The 16,123-nt window shown below is 66.5% G+C and carries 17 protein-coding genes; 11 read left to right on the top strand and 6 right to left on the bottom strand.

All coding sequences use genetic code 11. The features are described from left to right. Positions 1–7 precede the first annotated feature (7 nt). The 7 genes from C8E02_RS15175 (at position 8) to C8E02_RS15205 (ending at position 7,095) form a co-directional block, all read left to right on the top strand. Entirely contained in the window at positions 8–370 is a 363-nt protein-coding gene (locus C8E02_RS15175; RefSeq protein WP_120812107.1) for a NusG domain II-containing protein, read from the top strand. Further along, positions 351–878 (top strand): Gx transporter family protein, encoded by a 528-nt coding sequence (locus C8E02_RS15180; RefSeq protein ID WP_120812110.1) that lies wholly within the window; start codon positions 351–353, stop codon positions 876–878. Before C8E02_RS15175 ends, C8E02_RS15180 begins: the two co-directional genes overlap by 20 nt. Continuing rightward, on the top strand, positions 865–1,491 hold the full coding sequence (locus C8E02_RS15185) for a flavin prenyltransferase UbiX (protein WP_120812112.1): 627 nt from the start codon (positions 865–867) through the stop codon (positions 1,489–1,491). Before C8E02_RS15180 ends, C8E02_RS15185 begins: the two co-directional genes overlap by 14 nt. Then, positions 1,478–2,995 (top strand): NAD(P)H-hydrate dehydratase, encoded by a 1,518-nt coding sequence (locus C8E02_RS15190; protein WP_120812115.1) that lies wholly within the window; start codon positions 1,478–1,480, stop codon positions 2,993–2,995. Before C8E02_RS15185 ends, C8E02_RS15190 begins: the two co-directional genes overlap by 14 nt. Next, entirely contained in the window at positions 2,992–3,891 is a 900-nt protein-coding gene (locus tag C8E02_RS15195; protein WP_120812118.1) for a DMT family transporter, read from the top strand. The genes C8E02_RS15190 and C8E02_RS15195 overlap by 4 nt, the downstream gene beginning before the upstream one ends. Before the next feature lie 78 nt (positions 3,892–3,969). After that, positions 3,970–5,499, top strand: a complete 1,530-nt coding sequence (locus C8E02_RS15200; protein ID WP_170152175.1) for a sensor histidine kinase — start codon at positions 3,970–3,972, stop codon at positions 5,497–5,499. A gap of 15 nt (positions 5,500–5,514) precedes the next feature. Further along, on the top strand, positions 5,515–7,095 hold the full coding sequence (locus tag C8E02_RS15205) for a DUF3369 domain-containing protein (RefSeq protein ID WP_120812124.1): 1,581 nt from the start codon (positions 5,515–5,517) through the stop codon (positions 7,093–7,095). Between the two features lie 70 nt (positions 7,096–7,165). Here the strand turns inward: C8E02_RS15205 and adk are convergent, their stop codons facing one another. Genes adk through C8E02_RS15235 form a run of 6 tightly spaced genes read right to left on the bottom strand, consistent with a single transcriptional unit; the run spans position 7,166 to position 10,843 of the window. Then, positions 7,166–7,822: an adenylate kinase gene (gene adk, locus C8E02_RS15210; protein WP_047966209.1), complete on the bottom strand. Its 657-nt coding sequence runs from the start codon at positions 7,820–7,822 to the stop codon at positions 7,166–7,168. A gap of 32 nt (positions 7,823–7,854) precedes the next feature. Continuing rightward, complete coding sequence (gene kdsB / locus C8E02_RS15215; RefSeq protein ID WP_120812127.1) at positions 7,855–8,625, bottom strand: 3-deoxy-manno-octulosonate cytidylyltransferase; 771 nt, start codon at positions 8,623–8,625, stop codon at positions 7,855–7,857. After that, a complete protein-coding gene (locus C8E02_RS15220; protein ID WP_047966211.1) occupies positions 8,622–8,804 on the bottom strand; it encodes a Trm112 family protein in 183 nt (60 codons plus the stop codon). Before C8E02_RS15220 ends, kdsB begins: the two co-directional genes overlap by 4 nt. Then, complete coding sequence (gene lpxK, locus C8E02_RS15225; RefSeq protein ID WP_245961173.1) at positions 8,785–9,759, bottom strand: tetraacyldisaccharide 4'-kinase; 975 nt, start codon at positions 9,757–9,759, stop codon at positions 8,785–8,787. The genes C8E02_RS15220 and lpxK overlap by 20 nt, the downstream gene beginning before the upstream one ends. 38 nt (positions 9,760–9,797) lie before the next feature. Then, a complete protein-coding gene (locus tag C8E02_RS15230) occupies positions 9,798–10,220 on the bottom strand; it encodes an ExbD/TolR family protein (RefSeq protein WP_120812132.1) in 423 nt (140 codons plus the stop codon). 11 nt (positions 10,221–10,231) lie between these two features. After that, positions 10,232–10,843, bottom strand: a complete 612-nt coding sequence (locus C8E02_RS15235) for a MotA/TolQ/ExbB proton channel family protein (RefSeq protein WP_120812135.1) — start codon at positions 10,841–10,843, stop codon at positions 10,232–10,234. 363 nt (positions 10,844–11,206) lie between these two features. On the opposite strand from C8E02_RS15235, the gene xseA reads away from it, so the two are divergent. From xseA to C8E02_RS15255, 4 genes are all read left to right on the top strand, one after another. Then, positions 11,207–12,562, top strand: coding sequence for an exodeoxyribonuclease VII large subunit (xseA, locus tag C8E02_RS15240; RefSeq protein ID WP_120812138.1), 1,356 nt, complete (start codon positions 11,207–11,209; stop codon positions 12,560–12,562). Between the two features lie 142 nt (positions 12,563–12,704). Further along, positions 12,705–13,175 carry a DUF4442 domain-containing protein gene (locus C8E02_RS15245; protein ID WP_120812140.1) on the top strand — a complete coding sequence of 157 codons (471 nt, stop codon included), beginning with the start codon at positions 12,705–12,707 and terminating at the stop codon, positions 13,173–13,175. Positions 13,176–13,282: 107 nt separating this feature from the next. Next, complete coding sequence (gene gpmI / locus C8E02_RS15250) at positions 13,283–14,809, top strand: 2,3-bisphosphoglycerate-independent phosphoglycerate mutase (RefSeq protein ID WP_120812232.1); 1,527 nt, start codon at positions 13,283–13,285, stop codon at positions 14,807–14,809. Next, positions 14,806–16,104: a murein hydrolase activator EnvC family protein gene (locus tag C8E02_RS15255; RefSeq protein WP_120812145.1), complete on the top strand. Its 1,299-nt coding sequence runs from the start codon at positions 14,806–14,808 to the stop codon at positions 16,102–16,104. The genes gpmI and C8E02_RS15255 overlap by 4 nt, the downstream gene beginning before the upstream one ends. Positions 16,105–16,123: the final 19 nt, after the last annotated feature.

Below are 16,123 nucleotides of genomic sequence, written 5' to 3' on the forward strand. Positions count from 1 at the left end.
GCCGGCCATGTTCAAGGCCGGGGACTATCTGGTGCTGCTGGCACTGTGCGCGCTGCTGCTGGCCGCCTTCCTGCAGCTCGGCCGCCGCGCCGGCGAGGCCGACAGCGTCATCGTGCGCCAGAACGGCACCGAAACCATCCGCCTGCCGCTGCGCCTGAACCGGCGCCATGTCGCCCGCGGCCCGCTGGGGCTGACCGAAATCGAGATCCACAACGGCCAGGCCCGCATCCGCCGCGACCCGAGCCCGCGCCAGTACTGCGTGCAGCAGGGCTGGCTGCGCCACAGCGGCGACATCGCCGTGTGCCTGCCCAACCGCGTCAGCATCGAGCTGGCCGGCACGCGCCAAGCCCATGACTCGCTCGCCTACTGAACGCACGCTGCAAGCCAGCGCCGACGATCACCGCATCGCCAGTCTTGCCGCGCTGGCCATCGCGCTGGGCATGGTCGATGCCGCCATCCCGTCGCCACTGCCCGGCGTCAAGCCGGGGCTGGCCAACATCATGACCCTGTTCGCGCTGCACACCCTGGGCTGGCGCGCCGCGGTGTGGGTCACGCTGCTGCGTGTCGTCGGTGCCGGCCTGCTGCTGGGCAGCCTGTTCACGCCCGGCTTCTGGCTCAGCCTCGGCGGCGCGCTGGCCAGCCTGCTGCTGCTGGGCGCCTGCCGGGCGCTGCCCGCCCGCCATTTCAGCCTGGTCAGCCACAGCCTGCTGGCGGCGCAAGCCCATCTGCTGGGACAATTGCTGCTGGTCAGGCTGTTCCTGATTCCATACGACAATATACTGCTACTGTTCCCGCCGCTGGCGCTGGCCGCCCTGCTCAGCGGCATCGCCAACGGTCTGATAGCAAGCCATCTGGTACAAGCGCATGACAAAGATTGACACCGTTACCGTCGCCCTCACCGGCGCCTCCGGCCTGCCCTACGGCCTGCGCCTGATCGAATGCCTGCTGCGCGCCGGCAAGCGGGTGTGGGTGATGTATTCGCAGGCGGCGCAGGTGGTGGCAAAACAGGAAATGAACCTGACGCTGCCGTCGCGGCCGGAAGGCTTCCAGCAGTGGCTGCAAGAGCGCTACCAGGCCGCCGACGGCCAGCTGGCGGTGTTCGGGCGCGAGGCCTGGTTTGCACCGCCCGCCTCCGGCTCCAACCCGGCCGACGCGATGGTGATCTGCCCGTGCTCGATGGGCACGCTGGCCGCGGTGGCGCACGGCATGAGCGACAACCTGATCGAACGCGCCGCCGACGTGATGCTGAAGGAACAGCGCAAGCTGGTGCTGGTACCGCGCGAGGCACCGCTGTCGGTGATCCACCTCGAAAACATGCTCAAGCTGGCCCGCCTCGGCGTCTGCATCCTGCCGCCATCCCCCGGCTTCTACACCCACCCGCAGACCATCGACGACATGGTCGACTTCGTGGTGGCGCGCATCCTCGACCAGCTGGCGGTGCCGCACCAGCTGCTGCCGCGCTGGGGAGAGAGTCACCATGCCGGCGAATGAACGCGCGCTGATCAATGAACGCGCGCTGATCGACGCCGCCGCGCTGCGGCAGTGGGAGCAGCAGGCGGCACAAGCCGGACTCGACCTGATGGCCCGTGCCGGAGCTGCCATCGCGCACTGGCTGCGCCAGCACTACCCGCCGCCACGACGGCTGCTGTTTGCCGCCGGTAGCGGCAACAATGGCGGCGACGCGCTGATCGCGGCGCGACTGCTGCTGGCTGATTACACAGTCAGCGTGTGGCAGCCGCAGCCGCCAGTCACCGCCGCCGCGCAGGCGGCACAAGGACAGTATCTCGCCGCCGGCGGCCGGCTCGACGGCACGCTGGCAGCACTCCCCCCGGCCGAGCTGCTGATCGACGGCCTGTTCGGCGCCGGACTGAACCGGCCGCTGGATACCGGCTGGCAGGCGCACATCGTCGCACTGGACGCCCTGCCCTGCCCGCGGGTGGCGCTGGACGTGCCCAGCGGCCTCGATGCCTGGAGCGGCTGCGTGCAAGGTGCCGCCCTCCCCGTCGACCATACCCTGGCACTGCTGTGCCACAAGCCGGGGCTGTTCACCGCCGACGGCCGCGACTACAGCGGCCGCGTCGAGCTATTGACCCTCGACTGCCCGCCGGCGCTGGTGCCGGCACCACAGGGCGAACTGCTTGCGGCCAACCTTGCGCCGCTGCGGCGCCGTCACAACAGCAACAAGGGCAGCTTCGGCAGCGTCAGCATCATCGGCGGCTGCGCCGGCATGGGCGGCGCGGCGCTGCTCGCCGGCCGCGCCGCGCTGGCCCTGGGGGCCGGCAAGGTGCGCATCCACAGCCTCGATGCGCGGCTGTCACTGGATCCGCTGTGGCCGGAGCTGATGATTGCGCCGCTGGGCAACACCAGCAGCCTGGCCGCCGACGAGGTGGTCGCCATCGGCCCCGGCCTCGGCCAGAGTCCGCAGGCGCACCGCATCCTCGCCAGCGTGCTGGCCCATCCCGGTGCGCTGCTGCTCGACGCCGACGCGCTCAACCTGCTGGCCGGCGACAGTGCCTTGCAGCAACAGCTGCGACAGCGCCCGCGCCCGGCGGTGATCACCCCGCATCCGGCCGAGGCGGCACGCCTGCTCGGCTGCAGCACCGCCGCCGTGCAACAGGATCGCCTCGCCGCGGTACGTCGCCTTGCAGCCGACCTTGGCGTGATCGCCGTGCTCAAGGGCGCCGGTTCGCTGCTCTGCGGCCCCGACGGCTACTACCGGCTGTGTGCGGCCGGCAACGCCGCGCTGGCCAGTGCCGGCCAGGGCGACATCCTCAGCGGCAGCATCGCCGCGCTGCTGGCACAGGGCCAGGACGAAACCACCGCCGCCGGCAACGCGGTGTGGCTGCACGCCAGCGCCGGCGACCGCTATCTGGCCGACGCCGGCGGCCCGATCGGCCTGCGCGCCAGCAGCACGCTGCCGCTGATGCAGCAGCTGCTCAACCAGCAACTCGCCAGCAGCGACCACGACCACCCCCACAGAAAGCCCCCGTTTTGACCTCGCAACAAAAAGCCTACCTCTACGGCCTCGGTGCCGTACTCGCCTGGTCCACCGTGGCCACCGCCTTCAAGATCAGCCTGCAACACCTCAGCCCGGCGCAGCTGGTGCTGTACGCCAGCGCCTTTTCGCTGCTGTCGCTGCTGTCCATCCTCGCCTGGCAGGGCCGCCTCGGCGAGCTGCTGCCGGCGCTGCGCCAGCACTGGCGGCGCTCGCTGCTACTGGGCGCGGTCAATCCCTTCGTCTACTACCTGATCCTGTTCCAGGCCTACCACCTGCTGCCGGCACAGGAAGCGCAGGCGATCAACTACACCTGGGCGCTGACCATGACCCTGCTCGCCATCCCGGTGCTGAAGCAGAAACCGCGACCGCAGGACGCGCTGGCGGCGCTGGTCTGCTATGCCGGCGTACTGGTGATCGCCACTCGCGGCCAACCTTTGGCGCTGGAGTTCAGCAATCTCGCCGGCGTCGGCTATGCGCTGGTCTCCACCGTGCTGTGGGCCGGCTACTGGCTGTTCAATACCCGCGACCAGCGCGAGCCGGTGCTGGGGCTGACGCTGAACTTCCTGTTCGCTCTGCCGCTGGCCTGGCTGTGGTGCCTGTGGCGCGGCGAGCTGGGCCCGGTGGCATGGCAAGGCATCGCCGGTGCCGCCTATGTCGGCGCGCTGGAGATGGGCTTCACCTTCGTACTGTGGCTGGCGGCGATGAAACTGACCAGCAGCACCGCGCGCATCGCCAACCTGATTTTCCTCGCGCCGCTGCTGTCGCTGCTGCTGATCTACCTGCTGATCGGCGAGCAGATCCTGTCCTCCACCCTCAACGGCCTGGCGCTGATCCTGGGCGGCCTGATCCTGCAAAAAATCCCGTTGCCGCGTCGCCCCGCCACCGGCGGCTGAAAAAACCGCTGCGCCGGCACACCTGGCGCCAGCGGCTGCGTTACCATGACCAATGCCTTATCTGTGCAGGGTGACGACATGAGCAGCATAAAAAGCCGGCTGGCGATCTGGATCATTTCGGTGCTGTCCGTCGTGATGGGGCTGACCGGTTTTCTCAGCTACGAAGCCGCCCGCGATGCCGAGGAACGCGACTACCTGCTGCTGAAGCAGGGCCTGCAGGAGCGGCTGGCGCTGTCGCTGCCGCATGGGGTGTGGCAGCTGGACGACCAGTTCATCCGCCTGACGCTGGACGCGGAGCTGAAATCGGCGGCGGTGGTCGGCCTGATGGTGGAAGGCGATGCCGGGTTGTTCTTCGGCCGCATGCGCAGCGCGGACGGCCGCATCACCTCGCTGGCCAGGGCGGCCCCGCCGCCGCACGACGAAACCCTGCTGCTGCCCATCCTTTACCAGCAGCGCAACAACCTCGGCCAGATCACGGTGTATCTGTCGCGCGACAAGATCACCACCCGGCTTGCCCACGAGCTGACGCGCCAGATCGTGCAGGTGCTGCTGATCAACCTGCTGCTGTTCATCATCCTGATCGCCGGTCTCAAACGCTACGTGTTCTCGCCGCTGCGCGAGCTGCAGCAGGCGCTGTACGGCGCCGCCCGGCTGGAAGCGGAGGCCGACCTGCAGCTGCCGAAAAGCCGCTTCAGCGAATACGCCGAGCTGGTCGGCGGCGTCAACCTGATCATCCACAAGATCAGCCGCGAGCTGGGCCTGCGCCGTGACGCGGAGCGGACCGCCATTGCGGAAAAGGAACGCGCCGAAGTCGCCTACCGGCAACTGCTGGACACCCAGAACACGCTGGTGGAAACCGAAAAACTGGCGTCGCTGGGCAGCCTGGTGGCCGGCGTGGCGCACGAGATCAACACCCCGGTCGGCATCACCCTCACCGCCGCCTCGCACCTGGCGCTGATCACCGGCCAGGTCGGGCAGCAGTTCCAGAGCGGCCAGATCAGGAAAAGCGAGCTGGAACGCTATCTCGACGACGCCCGCGAATCCACGGCGCTGATCCTGAGCAATACCGAGCGTGCGGCCAACCTGATCCAGAGTTTCAAGCAGGTCGCCGTCGACCAGACCAGCGAGGCGCGCCGCCAGTTCGACATCGCGCACTACATCGGCGAAATCATCACCAGCCTGCGTCCCAAGCTGCGCCACAGCAAGGTGGTGATCGATGTCGACTGCCCGCCGGAGCTGCAGATGGACAGCTACCCCGGCGCCTTGTCGCAGGTGCTGACCAACCTGCTGATGAATGCGCTGCTGCACGGCTACGACGACGGTGCCGAGGGCAGCATCCAGATCCGCGTCGACGCGATGGCCGAGCAGAAAATCCGGCTGTCGGTGACCGACGACGGCAAGGGCATTCCGCCGGAAAACCTGAAACGCATCTTCGAGCCGTTCTTCACCACCCGCCGCGGCAATGGCGGCAGCGGTCTGGGCCTGCACATCGTGTTCAATATCGTGTTCAAACGCCTGGGCGGCACGATTCGGGTTGACAGCACCGTCGGGGAAGGCACATCTTTTATTCTGGTGCTGCCATGCACGGCACCGGAAACGGCCAACTGAAGGGGGCGGCACGTGATGAATCTCGACAATAACAATGACTGGCTGATCGACGACAGCAGCAGCCTGCAGGACAGCCATCCGGCACTGCGACCATGGAAAGTGCTGATCGTCGACGACGAAAAGGATGTCCACACCGCCACCCGGCTGGCGATCCAGGACCTGCGCTACAAGGAGCGGCCGCTGACGCTGCTCAATGCCTACAGCGCGCAGCAAGGCTTCGAGCTGGTGCGCGAGCATCCCGACGTCGCGCTGATCCTGCTCGACGTGGTGATGGAAACCGACAATGCCGGCCTCAAGCTGGTACGGCGCATCCGCGAGGAGCTGGGCAACACCCTGGCGCGCATCGTGCTGCGCACCGGCCAGCCGGGGCAGGCGCCGGAACAGGACGTGATCCTCAATTACGACATCAACGACTACAAGACCAAGACCGAGCTGACGGTGCAGAAGCTGTTCACCGTGGTCATCGCCTCGCTGCGCGCCTATGAAAACCTGGTCGCCATTGAGAAAAACCGCCAGGGGCTGGGCAAGATCCTGGAAGGCGCCAGCGACCTGTACCAGCTGCGCTCGCTGAAGGAATTCGCCTCCGGGGTGCTGAAACAGATCAGCGCCATTCTCGATGTCGGCACCGACGGCGTGCTGTGCATGGAAAACACCCCCGCCAGCGCCGGGCGGCCGAAGCTGGAGGTACTCGCCGCCACCGGCGAGTTCGAGGTGCTGCTCGGCGGCGCACCGCTGGCCACCTTTCCGCAACTGCAGCAAGCGATCAACGACGCGCTGGCGGAGAAGCGCACCATCTACCGTCACCCCTACGACGTGCTGTACATCACCGCGCAGAACGGCCGCGAATTCGTGGTCCACTTCGAGCCGCCGTGGCCGCTGGAAGACGTGGAGCGCAACCTGCTGGAGGTGTTCTGCCAGCGCATTTCCTCCGCCTACGACAACCTGTACCTGTACTCGCAGCTGGTCAGCGCCCAGGAAGCCACGGTGGTGGCGCTGGCCGACCTCGCCGAATTCCGCGACAGCGACACCGGCGAACACGTGCTGCGCGTGCAGCGGCTCAGCGATGCCATCGCCAGGGAGCTGCAGCGCATGGGCGCCTATCCGGAGCTGCTGACGCCGCAGTTCATGGAGATGATCGGCATGGCCAGCATCCTGCACGATGTCGGCAAGGTCGGCACCCCCGACCACATCCTGTTCAAGCCCGGCAAGCTGGATCCGGAAGAGCGCGTCATCATGGAGCAGCACGCCGCCATCGGCGCCAACATCCTGCGCAAGGCCAGCAAGCTGGTGGAAGGTACCAGCTACCTGTCGCTGGGCGCCGACATCGCCGGCGGCCATCACGAATACTTCGACGGCAGCGGCTACCCGCAGCGCCTGGCGGGGCAGGACATCCCGCTGGCGGCGCGCATCGTCGCCATCGTCGACGTGTTCGACGCGCTGCTGCACAAGCGGCCGTACAAGGAGCCGTGGACGCTGGGCGACACCATGAGCTACATCAACGGCCGCTGCGGCACCCAGTTCGATCCGCTGGTGATCGAGGCGCTGGACCGGCTGGTGCGCGACAAGCGCATCCCGATCAGGCTGCCGGAACAGTAAACTGCCGCGCGGCAGGCGACAAAAAAGGCAGCCTGAGCTGCCTTTTTGCTTGCCTGCGAGGCGACCGGACTCAGGCGCCCAGAGCCGCCAGCACGTTATCGCGCACGGTTTCCACCGCCTGGGTGCCGTCGATCTTCACGTACTGCGGTGCCTTGGCATCGCCGGAGGCCGCCATCTGCGAGTAGAAGCCGACCAGTACTTCGGTCTGCTCGTGGTAAACGTCGAGACGCTTCTTCACGGTTTCCGCCTTGTCGTCGTCACGCTGCACCAGCGCTTCGCCGGTTTCGTCGTCCACGCCTTCCACCTTCGGCGGATTGTACTTGACGTGGTAGGTACGGCCGGAAGCCACGTGCACGCGGCGGCCGGACATGCGGTCGATGATGTTTTCATCCGGCACGTCGATTTCGACCACGAAGTCGATATCAACACCGGCTTCCTTCATCGCTTCCGCCTGCGGAATGGTGCGCGGGAAACCGTCGAACAGGAAACCGTTGGCGCAATCCGCCTCGGTGATGCGTTCCTTGACCAGACCGATGATGATGTCGTCGCGCACCAGGCCACCAGCGTCCATGATCTTTTTCGCTTCCACACCCAGCGGGGTACCGGCCTTCACCGCGGCGCGCAGCATGTCGCCGGTCGAGATTTGCGGAATGCCGAATTTCTCGCGGATGTAGTTGGCTTGGGTACCTTTACCGGCGCCAGGAGCGCCCAACAGAATCAATTTCATCTCTCTAAACTCCCATCGTTAACTTCGTTGTGTTATCCGGAAAGGTTGGCCGCAAAGTAGGCGCGCACCCGGACCAGATCCTCCGGCGTGTCGACGCCGGCAGGTGGCGCCTCGGCCACGCACTCCACGACGATGTCGTAACCGTGCCACAGCATGCGCAGCTGCTCCAGCGCCTCGAACTGCTCCAGCGGCGCAGGGGCCAGGCTGCCGTAGGTGTGCAGCAGGCTGGCGCGGTAGGCATACATGCCGATGTGGCGATACACCGGCAGGCCGGGCGGCAGCTGCGCCTTGTCGGCGGCGAAGGCATCGCGGGCATAGGGAATCGGTGCGCGGCTGAAGTACAGCGCCTTGCCGTGGCGGTCGAGCACCACTTTCACCACATTCGGATTGAACATCTCGGCGGCGTCATGGATGGCGTGCGCCACGGTGGCCATCGGTACCGCCCGCGCCGCCATCAGCGCGGCGAGGCGGTCGATCAGTGCCGGGTCGATCAGCGGCTCGTCGCCCTGCACATTGACCACGATCGCGTCGTCCGGCAGCGCCAGCAGCGCGGCGACCTCGGCCAGACGGTCGGTGCCGCTGGGGTGATCAGCGCGCGTCAGCAGCACCTCGACGCCGTGCTGGCGGCAAACCGCCTCGATGCGGACATCGTCGGTGGCCACGATCACGCGGCTGGCGGCCGACTGCGCGGCACGCTCGGCGACGCGGACCACCATCGGCTTGCCGCCGATGTCCGCCAGCGGTTTTTCCGGCAGGCGGCTGGAAGCCAGTCGCGCCGGAATCACCACCACGAAACCGTTCATTTCACTTCTTCCTCGGCGGCCAGCTCGCGGGCTTCGCCTTCCAGCATCATCGGGATGCCGTCACGGATCGGGTAGGCCAGGCGGTCACCCTTGCAGATCAGTTCCTGCGCGCCCTTGTTGTAGACCAGCGGGCCTTTGCACAGCGGGCAAACCAGGATTTCAAGAAATTTTGCGTCCATTTTTTCGTTCCAGTTGGGACAGAATCCACGCGGACAGGTCCGGCTCCAGCCGGGCCGAAACCGGCAGAACCCATAGTCTAGCATGATTGATGCACTGCAACTTAACCGCATCCTTGGCGGTGACGATCACCGCATCGGCATCCTGTGGCAGATCGGCAGCGACGAACTGGTGATGGTCGGGAAAGGCGTGCGTGGCCGCCAGTTCCACGCCCAGCTCGCGCAGGGTGCGGAAGAAGCGCTCCGGATGGCCAATACCGGCCACCGCCACCACGCGCAGGCCGGCAAAATCGGCGGCAGTGCGCGGCGGCAGCTGGCCGGCGGCATGCACAAAGGCGCCAGCCTGCAGCCGCTGCCGGAACTGCGGTACCGTAGCCGGCAGGCGCAGGCCGGTGTGCGACTCGCCATTGATCACCAAGGCATCGGCTGCGGCCAACCTTGACACCGGTTCGCGCAGCGGGCCGCCGGGCAACAGGTGACCATTGCCGACGCCGCGAGCGCCGTCGAGCACGACGATCTCCAACGTGCGCGCCAGCGCGTAGTGCTGCAGCCCGTCGTCACTGAGGAGGAAACGGGTCTGCGGATGCAAGGCCAGCAGCAGGCGGCCGGCAGCGACGCGATCGCGCCCGACCACCACCGGCGCACCGCTGGCGGCCAGCAGCAAAGGCTCGTCGCCGACCTCGGCGGCGCTACTGAGCGGCGTCACCAGCGTCGGCTGCCGGTGCGCGCCGCCGTAGCCGCGGCTGATCACCCCCACCGGCACGCCCAGGCGGGCAAAGTCCTGCAGCAGCGCCAGCGTCAGCGGCGTCTTGCCGACGCCGCCGACATTGATGTTGCCGATCACCACCACCGGCACCGGCAAGCGATTCGTACGACACCAGCCCAGCCGATAGGCCGTGCGACGCAAGGCCGCCAGCAGCGCAAACAGCCCTTCCGGCAAGGCCAGAAGGGCTGTCATCCACCAGGTCGGCTGATACCAGTGCCGCTCCAGCCGGGTCACGGCGCCCCCTGCTGGGTGGCAAAGGTCAGCTGCAGCAGCCCGGCGAGGCGGGCCGCCTCCATCACCGTCACCACTGCCTGGTGGCTGGCCTTGGCGTCGGCATTGATCACCACCACCGGTGCCGGGGACTTGCCACTGGCCTGGTGCTTCAGGCGCTCGCCGAGTTGCGTCACGTCGCTGCCGGCCACGGCCTCGCCATCGACCGCGTAACTGCCGCTGGCGCTGATGTCGACGCGCAGGCGGCTATCCTTCTGCATCTCCGCCGGTCCGCTGGCCTGCGGCAGATTGACTTCGAGTTCGGAAAAACGGGCGTAGGTGGTGGTCACCATCAGGAAGATGAGGATGACCAGCAGCAAGTCGATCAGCGGGATGAAGTTGATTTCCGGCTCTTCGCGATGACGGTGGCGGCGAAAGTTCATGATCGTCCGCCTCAGTCGCCGCGACGCTCGCCGTGCACCGCTTCCAGCAGGTGCACCGCCTGCGCTTCCATCTCGACCAGCAGGCCGTCGATCTTGGCGCGGAAGTGGCGATAGAAGAACATGCTGGGGATGGCCACGATCAGGCCGAAGGCGGTGTTGTACAGCGCCACGGAAATGCCGTGCGCCAGCGCGCGCGGGTCGGTGCCGCCCGGCGCCTGCGAGCCGAAGATCTCGATCATGCCGATCACGGTACCGAGCAGGCCCAGCAGCGGCGCCATCGCGGCGATGGTGCCCAGCATGGTCAGGTAGCGCTCCAGCAGATGCGCCACCACGCGGCCCTCGTCCTCGATCGCCTCTTTCATCACGTCACGGCTGCTGCCAAACTGACGCAGCCCGGCGGCGAACAGCCGGCCCAGCGGCGAATGGTCGCGCAGTTCGGTCAACATGCTCTGGCTCACCGCGGCACGGCGATATTCTTGCAACGTCTGCGACAGCAGGTTTGGCGGTATGATCAGCGCCGCGCGCAGACTGTAAAAACGCTCCAGTACGATGGTCGATGCCACCACCGACGCGAGAATGATGGTCCAGATCGGCCAGCCGGCCGCTTCAATGATTGACCACACGGGCAATTCCTCAGGCGTTATCCAAGGCCGAGACTTTATCGGCTCAGGCTGCCGCCTGCAACCGCCACGCTTGGCCGGCGCCATGATGTTGCGCTTTAAACAAAAGCGCTAAGTCGCGAATTTACAAGGGAATTACCCGCCCGCCCACAGCGCCTGTGCATAACTTTGTGGACAACCCCGCCGCCGGCACGGCAAAGCCTTGCCGTTACTGGCCGGACATTACGGCAACATTATTGCCACAAAATCACTAAACCACTGATTAACAACAATTTTTAGTTTATCTATTTATGTGCCGGCTGCGTATTAAGATAAACAATCGACGCCAGCCGCTGCCCCAACCTGCCTGTGGATGACTTGACAAGCATGCTTTTCAGCCAACACCAAAACGACGTCATTAGCGTCACCTCGCTCAACCGCATGGCGCGGGATCTGCTTGAAAGCGGCCTGCCACCGATGTGGATTGCCGGCGAAATTTCCAATCTGACCCTGGCCGCATCCGGTCACGCCTACTTCTCGCTGAAGGACGAGCGCGCGCAAATCCGCTGCGTGATGTTCCGTAACCGTTTGAGCGGACTGGGATTCCGGCTGCAGGAAGGCATGCAGGTCGAACTGCGCGGCACGGTGTCGCTGTACGAGGCGCGCGGCGACTACCAGATCAACGTCGACATGATGCGTTCGGCCGGTCTCGGCCGCCTGTACGAGGCCTTCGAACAGCTGAAGGCAAAACTGGCGGTGGAAGGATTGTTCGACAATCGCCACAAGAAAGCGCTACCCGGCCACCCCGCCGCCATCGGCATCGTCACCTCGCCGGCCGCCGCCGCGCTGCGCGACGTGGTCACCACCCTGCGCCGGCGCATGCCCAGCATCCCGCTGATCCTGTACCCGACGCCGGTACAGGGCGACAGCGCTGCGGCGCAGATCGCCGCCGCCATCGATGCGGCCAACCTGCGCCAGGAGGTCGAGCTGCTGATCGTCTGCCGTGGCGGCGGCAGCATTGAGGACCTGTGGGCGTTCAACGAGGAAGTGGTCGCCCGCGCCATCGCCCGCTCCACGCTACCGGTGATCAGCGGCGTCGGCCACGAAACCGATACCACCATCGCCGATTTCGTTGCCGACCACCGCGCGCCGACCCCGACCGCCGCCGCCGAGCTGGCCTCACCCAGCCGCGAGGCGCTGCAGCAAGGCGTCGACTATGCGCAGCGCCGGCTGGAACGGGCGCTGGGACGGCTGCTGACCGACAAGTCGCAACAGCTGGATTTCCTCGGCCGCCGCCTGCAGCACCCCGGCGAGCGCCTGCAGCGCCAGCGCCAGCTGTTGCAGGTGCAGCAACAACGCCTGGCACGCGCCAGCGCCCAGCTGCTGCAAGCGCGGCAGCGACGGCTGGAGCAGTGTCAGCACCGGCTGCAGCGCATCCGTCCTGACCTCGCGCGCTGGCAGCAAGTGCTGGCCCGGCGCGGCGACCAGCTGCGACAGCTGATACACCAGCACTGGCAGCAGCGGCAACTGGTGCTGGCGCGGCATCAGGCGACGCTGGCCGCCATCAATCCGGAGGCGGTGCTGCAGCGCGGCTACGCCATCGTTCAGCAGCAGGATGGCACGGTGGTGCGCTCCGCGGCGCAGCTGCGCGCCGGCGAGCTGCTGCACATCCGGCTGGCGGAAGGCGAAACCACGGCCGTGGTCGGCCAGCAGCAGGGCCGGCAAAGCGAGCTGCCGTTCTGAAGCGGACTCGCTGCCGCGGCGCCCGGCCGTGACCGGGCGTCCTGTGGCGGGCACATGCAGGCAGGGCTCGTGGGCGACGGCTTGACGGCGGCGGCCGTTGCCGCGACGATAGCCTGATTAAAACAATCGTTTTACCCTCACCATGAACCATCGTCTCGCCAAGCTCGTCTTCAATCTGTGGCCGCCCTTTCTCGGCGCCGGAGTCAAGGTGCGCCGCATCAGCCCGGACTGGAAGGAAGTCGACGTCCAGCTGCGGCTGGGGCTGACCAACCGCAACTATGTCGGCGTCCACTTCGGCGGCAGCCTGTATTCGATGACCGACCCGTTCTACATGCTGATGCTGCTGAAAAACCTCGGCAAGGACTACATCGTGTGGGACAAGGCCGGCAGCATCGACTACCTCAAGCCCGGCCGCGGCGTGGTCTGCGCCCGCTTCCGCATCGATGACGACCTGCTGCAGCGTGTTCGCGATGCCACCGCCGGCGGCGACAAGCATCTGCCGGCGCTGCACGTCAGCGTCTACGACGCCGAAGGAGCCGAAGTGGCGCGTATCAACAAGACGCTGTACATCCGCCGCAAGCCGCCGCGCAGTAGTCGCCAGGCTACAAGCTGAGGCACTGACAGCCAGCGTCCGATGCTTTACTATCTTGATTGCTCGCCGTGGCCGCCTGCTGCCACGGCCTCGGGTTTTCCTGCTCTCACCACAGATAATTGGACATCATGGCTACTGTTACGCCGGTTTTGCTACTCATCCTTGACGGTTTCGGTCACCGCCTCGAAGGCGACGATAATGCCATTCTGGCAGCAAACACCCCGAACTGGGACGCGCTGAAAGCGCGCTATCCCTACAGTACGCTGGACGCCTCCGAGCACAATGTCGGCCTGCCAGCCGGCCAGTTCGGCAACTCCGAAGTCGGCCACCTCAATATCGGCGCCGGCCGCATCGTGCAACAGGACATCAGCCGCATCGACTGCGACGTCGAGGCCGGCACGCTGGCCGCCAACCCGGTGTTGGCGCAGGCGATCGCGACCGCCAAGCAACAGGGCAGCACCCTGCACCTGATCGGCCTGCTGTCCGATGGCGGCGTGCACAGCCATGAGAACCACATTCACGCACTGATCGAAGGCGCACAGGCGGCCGGCGTTGGCCGCATCGCCCTGCACGCCTTCCTCGACGGCCGCGACACGCCGCCGCGCAGCGCCGGGACCTACCTCAATCGTCTCGACGCGGTGCTGGCGCGCTGCCCAAATGCGCGCGTCGCCACCGTCTGCGGCCGCTACTGGGCGATGGACCGCGACAAGCGCTGGGAGCGCATGGCGGCACCGTACCAGGCACTGGTGGAAGGCGAAGCCGAATATCACGCCGCCAGCAGCCACGACGCACTGGCCGCCGCCTACGCCCGTGACGAGAACGACGAATTCGTCAAGGCCACCATCATCGGCGAAGCGCTGAAGATGCAGGACGGCGACGTGGTGGTGTTCATGAACTTCCGCGCCGACCGCGCCCGCCAGCTGACCACCGCACTGACCGATCCGGCCTTTGACGGCTTCAGCGCGCGCCAGCCGAAGCTGGCGCTGTTCACCAGCCTGACCTCCTACGGCGAGGCCTACAGCCACCCGGTCGCCTACGCGCCGCAGAAGATCCGCAACGGCCTCGGCGAATACCTGTCCGGCCTCGGCCTGAAACAGCTGCGCATCGCCGAAACCGAGAAATACCCGCACGTCACCTACTTCTTCAACGGAGGCGAAGAGCAGGTCTACCCCGGCGAGGACCGCATCCTGGTGCCGTCGCCGAAAGTGGCCACCTACGATCTGCAGCCGGAAATGAGCGCGCCGGAAGTGACCGACAAGATCGTCGAAGCGATCAACAGCCGCCAGTACGCCGCCATCATCTGTAACTACGCCAACTGCGACATGGTCGGCCACACCGGTATTTTCGAAGCCGCGGTCAAGGCGGTGGAAACGCTGGATGCCTGCGTCAAGCGCTGTGTCGACGCGATGCAGGCCATCGGCGGCGAAGTGCTGATCACCGCCGATCACGGCAACTGCGAGCAGATGAACGACGAAGTCCACCAGCAGGCGCACACCCAGCACACGCTGGAAAAGGTGCCGCTGCTGTACGTTGGCCGCAACGCCACGCTGCAGGATGGCGGCGCGCTGCGCGACATCGCCCCGACCCTGCTGGCGATGATGGGACTGCCGCAACCGGCCGAAATGACCGGCCGCCCGCTGATTGAGCTCCAGTGAAAGCACGCCTGACGCTCAGCCTGCTCGGCGCGCTGTACGGCGTGGCGCAGGCCGCCCCACCGGCGGCCGCGCCGCAGCAGGACCTCAACACGGTGCGCAAGGAAATCAGCAGCCTGCAGCAGGACATCGCGCGCAAGGAAGCCGAGCGGCAGCAGACCGCCGGCGAAATTGCCAAATCCGAGCAGGCGCTGCAGGCCACGCATCAGGTGCTGAACGAGCTGGAGAAGAAGCAGGACGCCAGCAGCAGCCAGCTGGACAACCTGCAGGCCGAGCTGCAGACCATCCGCATCAAGGTGGCCGAGACGCGGCAGCGTGTCAGCCACCTGCTGGCGGCGGAGTACAAGCGCGGCCAGCAGGACGCGATGGCCATCATGTTCAACACCCAGGACCCGAACCAGAGCGCGCGCGATCTCACCTACTACACCCACATCCACCGCGCACAGCAAAGCCTGATCCAGACGTTGCGCGACCAGGAAGTGCAGTTGCAGGCGATGAGCGAGCGCATCGAGGACGAACTGGTGCGGCTGGGACGAATGTCCAGCGCCAAGGTGCAGGAAAAACGCCAGCTGCAGCAGGCACGCAACCAGCACAGCCAGCAGGTCAGCCAGCTGGACAGCGCCATCCGCAACCAGCAGCAGAAACTGCAGCAGCTGAAGGAAGACGAGCGCGAGCTGAGCGCGCTGATCGCCCGCATCAATGCCGACATCCGCCGCCGCCAGCTCGCCGCCGCCGCCAAGGCCGCGCAGGCGAAAAAGGCCCGTGAACAGGCGACCAGGTTGGCCGCAGAGAAACGCCGCCAGCAGGTCGCCGAGGCGAAAAAACAGGGCAAACCGCTGCCGGCAGAACCGAAAGCCCCGGCCAGGGTCGAAACGGTGGATGAGGTGGCCGATGCGAGCCTGTCCGGCAATGCCTTCCGCAGCCTGCAAGGGCGGCTGAAACTACCGGTGGCCGGCGAAATCGGCGGTCGCTTCGGCGCGCGCCGCGGCGAGGGCGCCAGCTGGAAGGGCATGTTCATCAAGGTCGCCCCCGGCAGCCCGGTCCGCGTGGTCGCCGACGGCACCGTGGTCTATGCCGACTGGTTGCGCGGTTTCGGCAATGCGATGATCATTGATCACGGCGGCAACTACATGACGGTCTATACCGGCTTTGCCACCATGGTGCGCGGCAACGGCGCCACGGTCCGCGGCGGCGACGTACTCGGCGCCAGCGGCAGCCTGGAAAGCGGCGAAACCGGGCTTTACTTCGAGCTGCGCTATATGGGCCGGCCAATCAATCCACAGTCCTGGGCGCGATAGCCCGTACGAACGGAACACA

Source organism: Vogesella indigofera (assembly GCF_003633895.1).
Taxonomy (GTDB): domain Bacteria; phylum Pseudomonadota; class Gammaproteobacteria; order Burkholderiales; family Chromobacteriaceae; genus Vogesella; species Vogesella indigofera.

Excerpts from the sequence above, each read along its gene's own strand:
- C8E02_RS15175 (WP_120812107.1), top strand. The coding sequence starts at position 8 with ATGTTCAAGGCCGGGGACTATCTGGTGCTGCTGGCACTGTGCGCGCTG.
- C8E02_RS15180 (WP_120812110.1), top strand. The coding sequence starts at position 351 with ATGACTCGCTCGCCTACTGAACGCACGCTGCAAGCCAGCGCCGACGAT.
- C8E02_RS15185 (WP_120812112.1), top strand. The coding sequence starts at position 865 with ATGACAAAGATTGACACCGTTACCGTCGCCCTCACCGGCGCCTCCGGC.
- C8E02_RS15190 (WP_120812115.1), top strand. The coding sequence starts at position 1,478 with ATGCCGGCGAATGAACGCGCGCTGATCAATGAACGCGCGCTGATCGAC.
- C8E02_RS15200 (WP_170152175.1), top strand. The coding sequence starts at position 3,970 with ATGAGCAGCATAAAAAGCCGGCTGGCGATCTGGATCATTTCGGTGCTG.
- C8E02_RS15205 (WP_120812124.1), top strand. The coding sequence starts at position 5,515 with ATGAATCTCGACAATAACAATGACTGGCTGATCGACGACAGCAGCAGC.
- adk (WP_047966209.1), bottom strand. The coding sequence starts at position 7,822 with ATGAAATTGATTCTGTTGGGCGCTCCTGGCGCCGGTAAAGGTACCCAA.
- kdsB (WP_120812127.1), bottom strand. The coding sequence starts at position 8,625 with ATGAACGGTTTCGTGGTGGTGATTCCGGCGCGACTGGCTTCCAGCCGC.
- C8E02_RS15220 (WP_047966211.1), bottom strand. The coding sequence starts at position 8,804 with ATGGACGCAAAATTTCTTGAAATCCTGGTTTGCCCGCTGTGCAAAGGC.
- lpxK (WP_245961173.1), bottom strand. The coding sequence starts at position 9,759 with ATGACAGCCCTTCTGGCCTTGCCGGAAGGGCTGTTTGCGCTGCTGGCG.
- C8E02_RS15230 (WP_120812132.1), bottom strand. The coding sequence starts at position 10,220 with ATGAACTTTCGCCGCCACCGTCATCGCGAAGAGCCGGAAATCAACTTC.
- xseA (WP_120812138.1), top strand. The coding sequence starts at position 11,207 with ATGCTTTTCAGCCAACACCAAAACGACGTCATTAGCGTCACCTCGCTC.
- C8E02_RS15245 (WP_120812140.1), top strand. The coding sequence starts at position 12,705 with ATGAACCATCGTCTCGCCAAGCTCGTCTTCAATCTGTGGCCGCCCTTT.
- gpmI (WP_120812232.1), top strand. The coding sequence starts at position 13,283 with ATGGCTACTGTTACGCCGGTTTTGCTACTCATCCTTGACGGTTTCGGT.